This is a genomic window from Azospirillum oryzae (genome assembly GCF_900177515.1).
GTDB classification, from domain to species: domain Bacteria; phylum Pseudomonadota; class Alphaproteobacteria; order Azospirillales; family Azospirillaceae; genus Azospirillum; species Azospirillum oryzae_A.
Map to the genome: position 1 here is coordinate 240,427 of NZ_FXAK01000009.1, position 10,477 is coordinate 250,903.

General features: G+C 70.3%; 7 protein-coding genes. 1 reads left to right on the forward strand and 6 read right to left on the reverse strand.

Features of this window, described 5'->3' with window-relative positions; all coding sequences use genetic code 11:
- Window positions 1-5: 5 nt before the first annotated feature.
- The 6 genes from B9N97_RS29590 to B9N97_RS29615 all read right to left on the reverse strand — a co-directional run bounded on the left by B9N97_RS29590 (window position 6) and on the right by B9N97_RS29615 (window position 9,089).
- Window positions 6-1,343 carry a lysine N(6)-hydroxylase/L-ornithine N(5)-oxygenase family protein gene (locus B9N97_RS29590; protein WP_085091409.1) on the reverse strand — a complete coding sequence of 446 codons (1,338 nt, stop codon included), beginning with the start codon at window positions 1,341-1,343 and terminating at the stop codon, window positions 6-8.
- Between the two features lie 3 nt (window positions 1,344-1,346).
- Complete coding sequence (locus B9N97_RS29595; RefSeq protein ID WP_085091410.1) at window positions 1,347-2,438, reverse strand: GNAT family N-acetyltransferase; 1,092 nt, start codon at window positions 2,436-2,438, stop codon at window positions 1,347-1,349.
- An 89-nt stretch (window positions 2,439-2,527) separates the two neighbouring features.
- The gene (locus B9N97_RS29600) at window positions 2,528-4,177 is read right to left on the reverse strand and encodes a cyclic peptide export ABC transporter (protein WP_085091411.1); all 1,650 of its coding nucleotides are present in this window, start codon (window positions 4,175-4,177) and stop codon (window positions 2,528-2,530) included.
- Window positions 4,174-7,374 carry a non-ribosomal peptide synthetase gene (locus B9N97_RS29605; RefSeq protein WP_085091412.1) on the reverse strand — a complete coding sequence of 1,067 codons (3,201 nt, stop codon included), beginning with the start codon at window positions 7,372-7,374 and terminating at the stop codon, window positions 4,174-4,176. Before B9N97_RS29605 ends, B9N97_RS29600 begins: the two co-directional genes overlap by 4 nt.
- 12 nt (window positions 7,375-7,386) lie before the next feature.
- Complete coding sequence (locus tag B9N97_RS29610; RefSeq protein ID WP_085091413.1) at window positions 7,387-8,835, reverse strand: diaminobutyrate--2-oxoglutarate transaminase; 1,449 nt, start codon at window positions 8,833-8,835, stop codon at window positions 7,387-7,389.
- A 44-nt stretch (window positions 8,836-8,879) separates the two neighbouring features.
- Window positions 8,880-9,089, reverse strand: a complete 210-nt coding sequence (locus B9N97_RS29615; RefSeq protein WP_085091414.1) for an MbtH family protein — start codon at window positions 9,087-9,089, stop codon at window positions 8,880-8,882.
- Window positions 9,090-9,440: 351 nt separating this feature from the next.
- Here B9N97_RS29615 and B9N97_RS29620 point away from each other — a divergent pair, with 351 nt between their 5' ends.
- Window positions 9,441-10,472, forward strand: a complete 1,032-nt coding sequence (locus B9N97_RS29620; RefSeq protein ID WP_085091415.1) for a TauD/TfdA family dioxygenase — start codon at window positions 9,441-9,443, stop codon at window positions 10,470-10,472.
- Window positions 10,473-10,477 lie beyond the last annotated feature (5 nt).

The window sequence follows — 10,477 nt, forward strand, 5'->3', positions numbered from 1 at the left end:
ATTCGTCACTGTGCTGATGTCGTTGTGCGGATTTGTTGGCCGCGGCCCCGGTCGGCGTCCGCCGTCAGGGCCGCGGCGATTTCCTGCGCGCGGATCGGCAGGATCGAGAGAAGGGTGTCGCTGAGGCCGTGCGTCGCCTCGCAGCACCCCTGCAGATACAGGCCGGCGGTGCAGCCGGGGACGGTCGGCAGGCGGTAGTCGCGCCCAACCTCCCCGCTGGCCAGCCAGGGCTCCATCGGCTGCAGCAACTCCTCGTGGATGCGGCGGCGATAGCCGGTGGCCAGCACCACGGCGCCATAGCGCCGCTCGTGGCGTCCGCCGCCGTCCAGGCTGGCGAGGTCGAGCACCGGGCCGCCGTCGCTGCCGCTACGGGCCGCCACCACCTCGTGCCGGGTCAGCATCGCGTGGCGCGCCGTCCCTTCCACCTTCTGCTGATAGAAGATGCCGTAGACGGCATCGATGAGATCGGGGTCGACGACGGCATAGTTGGTGTTGTGGAAGGCACGAAGCAGTTCGGCACGTTCGGCCGGGGGAAGGCCGTAGAGGTAATTGGTGTAGCCGGCGTCGAAGACCTGATTGGCGAAGGGGCTGCTGTCGGCCGGCCGCATCGCCGGTCCGCGCCCGATGATGTCCACCGCGATGCCGCGTCCATGCAGGTCGAGGAAAATCTCGGCGGCGCTCTGCCCCAGCCCGACCACCGCGACCCGGCCGGCCTGCGCCATCTCCTCGGCTGCGGCCAGATAATCGTTGGAATGAATCACCAGGGGACCGGCCCCGGCACCGCCACCCCGGTGCACGAGGCAATCGAAGGCGTCGGGAATCCGGGGCGTCGCCCCGGCCCCGATCACCACGTTGCGGGCAAGCCAGCTCCGTTCGCGGCCGGCGCGGTCACGGGCATGGACGCGGACATGCGGCACCGCCTCTCCCGCCCTTGCCGGCTCGATGGCGGTCGCCTCCAACCCGTAGTCGCAGAGGTCGTCGAAGTCGGCGGCGACCCAGGCGAGATAGTCGTTGAACTCGCGCCGGCTGGGATAGAAGGTCCGCAGATTGATGAAGTCCTGCAGCCGGCCTTGGCTGTGCAGATAGCTGAGGAAGCTGTAGCGGCTGGTCGGGTCACGCAGCGACACCAGATCCTTCAGGAACGAGATCTGCATCCGGCTGCCGTCCAACAGCATATTGCCGTGCCAGACGAAGGTTTCGCGCTTTTCCAGAAAGCGGCAGGCCAGACCGGCCCCCGCCTCGCGCAACGCCACCGCCAGCGCGAGGTTCGATGGCCCGAAGCCGACGCCGACGAGGTCCAGGACCCGCCCGCCGTCACCGATGAGGGAGGGAATGCCATGCATCGCTCAGCCCCCCTGCTTCGTCGCGGCCGGGTCGGCGCGCGGCACCCAAAGACGGTCGGCGAAATAGCGCTCGCGCAGCAGCATCACCAGCATCGCCCGCTTGTGCGGGAAGTCGAACTCCTTGACCTTGGCGAAGCCGGAGCGATCGAGATTGCGGATCTGCTGGTGATGGTCCGCCCGCGGCTCGCCGACGATGCGCTGGGTGCGCTGGTCGTCCAGGAACATGAAATGCACCAGCGACGGCAGCCACGCGCTGACATAGGCCCGCCCGCGTACATGCTCCTCGCCGATCAGCACATGCCAGCCGCGGTCGTAATCCTGCGCGTCGTAGAAAGCGCCGATCCGGTTCTCCTTGGCCCAATAGACCTCGAAATATCCGAAGGGCGCGCCGTCCAGGCTGGCGATCAGCGGCATGGTGTGGGGATCGGCGAGCTGTGCCTCCAGATAGGCACGGTGCTTGGCCAGATCGCCCTCCTCCTGCCAGAAGAAGGCGACGCGCGGGTCGTTCTGCCAGCGATGGAAACGCTCCAGATCCGTGCCGATGTCGGCGACCCGGAAGGACAGCGTCTGCTCCAGCCAGGGAATGTGGCGGGCGTAGAGCGTGCCCTGCGGCTTGGGTGGCCGACGCGGGTGATAGCGGCCGTTCGAGACGATGTGCGCCTGGGGATATCCGCCCGATCCGGCCCCCAGGAGCCACAGGTCGGGCCGCTGGTACAGGGTGCCGGCCATCGCCAGTTGGGTGCCACCGGCATCCTCCACCACGACGCCGTCCAGGCGCAGGGTCTCGGCGAGCCGGTCGGGGGCAGTCAGCCGCAGGGTTGCCGGGTCGTCGGCACGGATGAAGGCCGCGTCGAGCGCGGCGAATGCCGCCAGACGGCGGAGGTCGTCGCCATCCGCCGCCGGCACCGCATCCTCCACCAGGGTCAGCTCGGCCGCCGTGGCATCGCCAGACAGCCGCCAGCGTTGCCACACCTCGCCGTCCAGCCGGACGGTCAGGTCGGCTCCGTCCCACAGGGTGCGGAGCGGGCGGCCGAGCGCACGGCAGGGCACCGGAACACCGCCGGACGCGGTCAAGGTGTCGGAATCGGCGGTCATCGAAGGCGCCTCCTCATGTCCGGCCGCGCGACGCGCGGCGACAGGCGTTTGGGAAAGGGATGGGGGTTCGGCCGAAAGCCGCCCGGCGGTCATTGCGCCGCATGCGCCGGCTGGACCGGCACCTCGCTCCAGGGCGACAGCACCCCGGCATCGCAGCGCAGCACCCGGTCGGCGAGATGGAAGAAGCGGTCGTCGTGGCTGACGGCGATGATGGTGCGGCCACCGTGTTTGAGTTCCGGCAGCAGCTCCTCGTAGAAGAAGCGGCGGAACAGCGGGTCCTGGTCGGCCGCCCATTCGTCGAGCAGCAGGATCGGCCGCTCCTCCACCACGGCCGCCAGCAGGGCGATGCGCTTGCGCTGTCCCTGCGACAGCCGGATGTCGGAGAGGCGGTCGCCGGCCAGCGCCACCTTGCGGTCCATCCGCAGACGGCGCAGGAACGCCTGGGCAAGCTCCTCGTCCAGCCGGCCGTCGGGACCGACCAGCCGGTCGAACAGGTGGGGGGTGGAGAAGACGGCGCTGATCTGCTCGCGATGCCAGCCGCGACGCTCCTCGGTCACCTCCAGCCCACCCAGCCGGATGGTGCCGGCAGCCGGCCGGCGCAGGCCGGCCAGCAGGGTCAGCAGCGTCGACTTGCCGCCGCCGTTGCCGCCGACGATGAACAGCGTCTCCCCCGCCTCGACCGTCAGCTCGACAGGGCCGAGGTGGAAGCCGGGCTCGTCGCCCTGGGCCGGATGGTCGTAGACAACTCCGGACAGGCTGAGCAGCGGCCCTTTGGCAGGAAGTGCCGCGCAGGCCGGCTCCGGCCGGTCGAAGTCCGGGCGGTGCGCTTCCAGCCGCAGCGCCTCGACCTTAGCCAGCGCCACCTTGCCGGACAGCAGGATCGGCAGCGTGCCGACCAGATCGTTCAGCGGCATGCGCAGGAACATCAGCACCAGCACGAAGCCGGCGGTGTGCGGCCGCGGCAGGCCCAGCGCCTCGCCGGCGGCGAAGATGCCGGCAATCAGACCGAGGATGACCAGGGCGGTCCAGCTCAGGCTCAGCACCCAATAGCGGTCGGCGCGGGTCTCGGTGTCACGGGCATGCTCCGCCGCCGCCGCCACGTCGTGGCGGTGGAAGACGCGCTTGCGCACCGTGTTCAGCGCCAGTTCGTTGCGGCCTTCGATCGCGCCGCGATAGCCGGCGAGCAGGCGGTCGTCGGTTTCGCGCACCTCGACCATCAGCCGGCGCATCGCCGACACCCAGCCATAGGCCACGCCCACCCCCACCCCGATCACCGCGGCGCTGAGCAGGAACAGCTGCCAGGACAGCCAGGCGAGATAGAGGAAGCCGCCCAGCACCAGCACGCCGTTGCAGAAGACGAAGGGCAGCCGGTTGAAGGCCTGGCCGACGGTGGTGATGTCCTTGGTGAGGGTGGCGTAGAGCGCCGGCGCGCCGATGGTCTCCAGCCGCTCCACATCGGTGTCGAGCAGCCGCTTCACCGTCGCCGTGCGCATCTCGCACACCACCCGGTGGCCGAGCGCCGTCAGGATCGCCTGCGCCCCAAAGCCGAAGCCGAACACCGCTGCCAGCAGCAGGGCGATCAGCGCGAAGGTCGGCGCGTCCGGCGCGGCACTGCCGGCAATCAGCCGGTTGACCAGCGCGATCACCCACAGGCCGGCCAGCGCCCCGGCGGCGCCGAGACCCAGCGCCAGCGGCATGCGCCAGCGGAAGCGGCGCAGGAGGGAGAGCAGAAGGCTCATGGCGCACCGCCCGGTTCGGCCGTGCCGTCACCGGCCAGCAGGCCGGCCATGAAGGCGAGGTCGTCCGCCTCGTCCCGGCTGCCGCGGGAGTCGATCACGGCGGCCATGGTGCGAACGGTCGGCGCGCGGAACAGCTCGGCCAGCGGCAGGTCGAGCCCGAAGGCGCCGCGGATGCGCGTCTGCAGGCGGACCAGCCGCAGCGAATGCCCGCCCAGCCGGAAGAAATCGTCGGTGACGCCAAGCCCCGGCCGTTCCAGCACCTCCTCCCACAGCGCGGTCAGGCGCGCTTCGGTGTCGGTGGCCGGCGGCTCGAACCCGTCGGACGCGGCCGGCGTATCGGGCGGAGGCAATGCCTTGCGGTCAATCTTGCCGTTGGCGTTCAGCGGCAGCCGGTCCAGCACCACGCAGACCGACGGCAGCATGTAGGCGGGCAAGCGGGCGGCGAGATGGGCGTGCAGGTCCGGCGGCTCCGTCCCGTCGGCCGTCACCAGATAGGCGCAGAGCAGCGCATCGCCGGCGGTCGGCATATGGGCGGCGACCACGGAGTGGCGCACCTGCGGATGGCTGTCGAGCGCCGCCTCCACCTCCGCCGCTTCGATGCGGAAACCGCGGATCTTCATCTGATGGTCGCAGCGGCCCAGGAACTCGATGGCGCCGTCGGCGCGCCGCCGGGCGCGGTCGCCGGTGCGATAGAGGCGGCTGCCAGCGTCGGCCCCCGGTGCGCCGTCCTCGGGGAACGGGTTCGGCAGGAAGCAGGCTGCGGTCAGGCCCGGTTGTCCGCCATAGCCGCGCGCCAGCCCCAGCCCGCCGATCCACAGATCGCCGGCGACGCCGCTTGGTACCGGCTCCAACCGGTCGTCCAGGATGTAAAGGCGGTTGTTGGCGACCGCATGGCCGATGGGAACCGTGCCGTCGCCATCCCCGGCCCGCTCCACCGACCAAGCGGCGGACCAGACAGTGGTCTCGGTGGGGCCGTAGACATTCAACAGCCGCACACCGCGCTCCAGCAGGCGACGTGCCAACCCGGCGCCCAGCGCCTCGCCGCCGCACACTGCGCGCAGTCCCGGCCAGGACCGTTCGGTGGCGTCCAGCAGCATGCGCCAGGTCGCCGGCGTCGCCTGCAGGACGGTGACGCCGTGGCGTTCGATCAGCCCGGCCAGCGCTTGCGGATCATGGGCCTGCTCACGCGTGGCGAGGATGACGCAGGCACCGGCGACCAGCGGCAGGAACAGCTCCAGCCCGGCGATGTCGAAGCCCAGCGTCGTCACCGCCAGCAGCCGGTCGTCGGCGACGAGGCCGATCTGCGCCTGCATGGCATAGAGGAAGCTGGCAAAAGCCTGCCGGTCGATCTGCACGCCCTTCGGCACGCCGGTCGATCCCGAGGTGTAGAGCGTGTAGGCGAGCTGGCGTGGATGCACCGGGCGGCCGAGATTGCCTTCTGGCAAATCCTCAAATCCGGTGGCGAATTCCGCCAGCGGCGCATCGATCACCAGCACCGGCCGGGCATGGGCCAGGATGTGGGCATTGCGCGCCGCCGGCTGGTCGGGATCGAGCGGCAGATAGGCGCCGCCTGCCTTCTGGATCGCCAGCAGCGCGACCGGAAGGTCGATCCCGCGCGGCAGCGCCACCGCCACCAGGCTGTCGGCACCGACCCCACGGGCGGCGAGCCAGCGTGCGAGCCGGTTGACCCGTGCGTTCAGCGCGCGGTAGGTCAGCGTGGTTTCGCCGCAAACCAGGGCGACGCAGTCCGGCAGGTCGGCGACGGTGCGCTCCACCATCGCCACGAGGTCCTCGGCCGGATCCAGCACCAGCGCGGTGTCGTTCCAGCGCGTCAGCTCCTCCGCCCGCGCCGACGGGGCCATCAGCGGCAGGTCGGCCAGTTCCGCCTCCGGATCGGCCAGCATTCCGGTCAACAAGGTGCGGAAGCCGTTAGCAAGACGCTCGGCCGTCGCGGCATCGAACAGGTCGGTGGCATAGTCGATCGCGCAGATCGCCCCCGCCTCCCCCACCGCCACGTCGAGTGCCAGATCCAGCTTGGCGGTGGTCTCCGGCACCGGAAGCGCAGTCACGGTCAGGCCCGGCAGCCGCAAGGAAGTGGGCGCCTCCATCCGCAGGTTCAGCAGGGTCTGGAACAGTGGGGTCCGGCTGCCGTCCCGCACCGGATCGAACCGCTCCAGCAGGCGCTCGATAGGGGCGGCGCCGTCGCTCAGCGCCGCCAGCGCCTCGCCGCGCAACCGCCGGCAGAGGGCGCGGCCGGTCAGGCCGGGCGTCAGGCGGGCACGGAAAACCTGGGTCTCGACGAAGAAGCCGACCAACGTCTCCAGCTCCTCGTCGTTCCGCCCGGCGTCCGGCACGCCGACGGCGAAATCATCCTGCCCGGACCAGCGGCCGAGCAGGGCCTGCCACGCCGCCAGCAGCGGGATGAAGGGCGTGCAGGCTTCCGCCCGCGCCAGAGCGCGCAACGCGGAAACCGTCTCACCCGGCAACTCGAACTCGACCCGCGCCCCGGCGCTGCCGCGAACGCTCGGCCGCGGTCGGTCGGTGGGCAGCTCCAAGGCCGGGATGCCGGTACCGAGCCGCTCGACGGCCCGCTCGACAGCTCGTTCGATGCGCGACTGCGCCGCCTCGCCGCGCTGTACCCGCGCATGATCGGCATATTGGAGGTCCAGCGGGGGCAGCAGCACCGACGGGTCGGCTTCCGGATCGGCCAGCGCCGCGACATAGGCGGCCATCAAGTCGCGCGCCAGGATCGGGTTGGACGGACCGTCCGACAGGATGTGGTGCATCGCCAGCAGCAGGACCGCCCCTCCACCGGCCAGCGGCAGCAGCGTCGCGTGGATCGGCGGGCCGGCGGACAGGTCGAATGGCCGCCGCGTCTCCTCGCGGATGCGCTCCGCCAGCGCCGCCTCGTCGGGCTGGACGGCTTCCCGCATCAGCCGCAGCGACGGACGGGGCAGCACGATCTGCTGCGGCACCCCGTCCCGCTCCTCGAACCGCGTCCGCAGGATGGCGTGCCTCCAGGCCAGCGCCTCCAGCGCCCGCTCCAGGGCCGCAGCGTCCAGCGCTCCATCCAGACGGAAGGCGCGAGTCAGGTTGTAGGCGGCGTCCGTCGGGTTCAAGCGGTGGAGCAGCCACAAGCGCTCCTGCGCAAGCGACAGCGGTGCCAGCCAATCAGTGCGATTAATAGCTATTTGCATCCTTAGACCCGCCTATTCCGCCGCGAGGCTGGTGGAGGCCGCGCCTGCCGTCCGGTCGGCCAGTGCGGCCCGAAGGGCGGTCCGGAAGCGGTCGGCGATCTCATCGATCTCGGCGGCGCTGACGATCAGCGGCGGCAGGAACCGCACCACGGCGCCATGCCGCCCGCCCAGTTCCAGGATCAAGCCTTGCTCCAGGCAGCGGCGCTGCAGCGACCGGGCAAGCTCGCCGTCGGCCGGCCGCGCACCCGGCCGCTGGGGCGGCCGGCGCTCGTCCACGATCTCGACGCCGATCATCAGGCCCGGCCCCCGCACGTCGCCCAGGCAGGGATGGTCGGCCTGGATCGCTCGCAGGTGGCCGGTCAACCGCGCGCCCATGGCGGCGGCATGCTCGTCCAGGCGATCGGCGCGGATCCGGTGCAGCGTCGCCGAGCCCGCCGCCATCGCCAACTGGTTGCCGCGGAAGGTGCCGGCGTGGGCACCCGGCGCCCAGCAGTCGAGACCGGCGTTGTAGACCACCACCGACAGCGGCAGGCTGCCGCCGATCGCCTTCGACAGCACCAGGATGTCGGGCTCGATCCCGGCATGTTCGAAGGCGAACAGCCGGCCGGTGCGGCCCAGCCCGGTTTGCACCTCGTCGATGACCAGCGGGACGCCATGGGCACGGGTCAGCCGCCGCAGCCCCTGCAGCCAGCGCACCGGCGCCGGCACCACGCCGCCTTCGCCCTGCACCACCTCCACCACCACGGCCGCAGGCGTCACGACGCCCGATTCCGGATCGCTCAGCAATTGTTCGATCATCGACAGGCCGGCATCCACCCCGGCCTCGCCGCCAAGCCCGAAGGGGCACCGGTAGTCGTAGGGATAAGGCAGCATGTGGGCGTCTCCGGCCCCGCCGCCCAACGGTCGCTTCGGGCCCAGATTGCCCATGATTGCCAGCGTGCCATGGGTCATGCCGTGGTAGCCGCCGGAGAAGCCGACGATGGTGCGCCGCCCGGTGGCGGTGCGGGCCAGCTTCATCGCCGCCTCGATCCCATCCGCGCCGGTGGGGCCGCAGAACTGGATCCGGGCATCGCGGGCGAAGGCCGGCGGCAGGGCCGCGAACAGATCCTCGACGAACCGGTCCTTGACCGGGGTGGTCAGGTCCAGCGTGTGCAGCGGCAATCCGCTGTCCAGCGTCGCGCGCAGCGCCGCCACGATGTCCGGATGATTGTGCCCCAGCGCCAGCGTTCCGGCGCCGGCGAGGCAATCGATGAACAGCTGCCCGGCGCTGTCGCGCAGATAGACGCCGCGGCCTTCGGTCAGCACCAGCGGGATGCGCCGCGGATAGGAGCGCGCGTTCGATTCGCGCGCCTCCTGTCGGCGAAGCATCGGATCGTCGCCGAGGCGGATCGCCGGCTGGGAACGGAAACCGTCCAGGCTCAATGGCACTGCGATGGTCGGCGCCATGATGGTCGCGGTCATGGGCACATCTCCCTCATCGGGAAAACGGGATCGGGCACGGCCGGTCAGGCCGCATCGCCGAGGGCGCGGCGCAGGCTGAGCGGCCGCATGTCGGTCCACACCCGCTCGATGTGGGCGAGGCAGTCCTGCTTGGGGCCGCTGACGCCGACGGTGCGCCAACCGGCCGGGACCGGCTTGTGGTCGGGCCAGATCGAGTACTGCTCCTCGTCATTCACCACGACGTGAAATCGCGTGTCCGGGCTGTCCCAGCTCATGCCGAAGCTCCTTCAGGTCAGGGCGCGGAAGAGATGATCGTGTTCGGGGAATGCGCGTTCGGAAGATCGCGTCATGTCTTCTTGCATAATGCGATTGATTCTCGTTTGCAAGTCGATTTGCAGTGCGCTAACGTCCGTCCCGGCTGCAGGGAGCGGCGGGATTACCCGCAGGATCTGTGTTGTTTATCCAACCCCTGTGCCATAGCCGTCCCAAGCACGGCGTAAGACCCGCTGCGATTGCTGCCCCACCTGCCGGCAGGAGCAACGCTCTGTCCCACTATGAGAACGATTCTCACTCGCAGTAAAGACGTTTCTGTCGACCTGCCCGCAATTGGACGGACCGATCACCCCATGGACCAGCGCATTTTCGATCCGAGCCCCGCCGCACGCCCCGAAACGCTGGCCGTGCAGCCGCTGCTTCCCGGCGCCGACCTGCCGCTTCTGGTGACGCCGACAGACGGCGCGCTGGACCAAGGTGGATGGCGGAATTTGCTGCCGGACATCCACGCGGTGGTGCGCGATCGGCTGCCCGTTGCCGGCGGACTGCTGTTCCGCGGCTTCGGGCTGCATGGCGACGCCCCCTTCCGCGCCTTTGCCGAGAGCTTCGGCCGGCCGCTGCTCGACTATGATTTCGGCTCCACCCCACGCTCCGCGGTGGACAAGGGCGTCTACACCTCCACCGAATATCCGGCCCACCAGTCGATCCCGCTGCACAACGAACAGGCCTATACCCTGCAGTGGCCGCAGACGATCTGGTTCCACTGCGTGACCGCCGCCGCCACCGGCGGGGCGACGCCGATCGCCGACAGCCGGCTGGTCGCCCGGCGCATCGATCCGGCGATCCGCGCCCGCTTCGCCGCGAAGCGCCTGATGTATGTGCGCAATTATGGGAACGGCCTCGACCTGCCCTGGCAGCGCGCCTTCAACACCGACGATCCGGCGGAGGTGGAGCGTTTCTGCCGCGCCAACGCCATCGCCTGGGAGTGGACCGAGGACGGCGAACTGCGCACCCGCCAGATCTGCCAGGCGGTGGCCCGGCATCCCGTGACCGGCGATGAGGTCTGGTTCAATCAGGCCCACCTGTTCCACGTCTCCAACCTGCCGCCCGCGGTGCGCGACAGCTTGCTGGCAGTGGTGGAGGACGAGTCCGAGCTTCCCCGCCATGTCTTCTACGGCGACGGCACGCCCATCGAGGACGAGGCGCTGGACCATATCCGCGCCGTCCTGGACGACTGCACCCGCAGTTTCCCCTGGCAGGAGGGGGACGTGATGATGCTCGACAACATGCTGGCGGCCCATGGGCGGGAGCCCTTCACCGGCATGCGCAAGGTCGTGGTCGCCATGGCCGACCCGGTGCGCTCCCCCGACCTTCCCGCCGCCTGAGGACT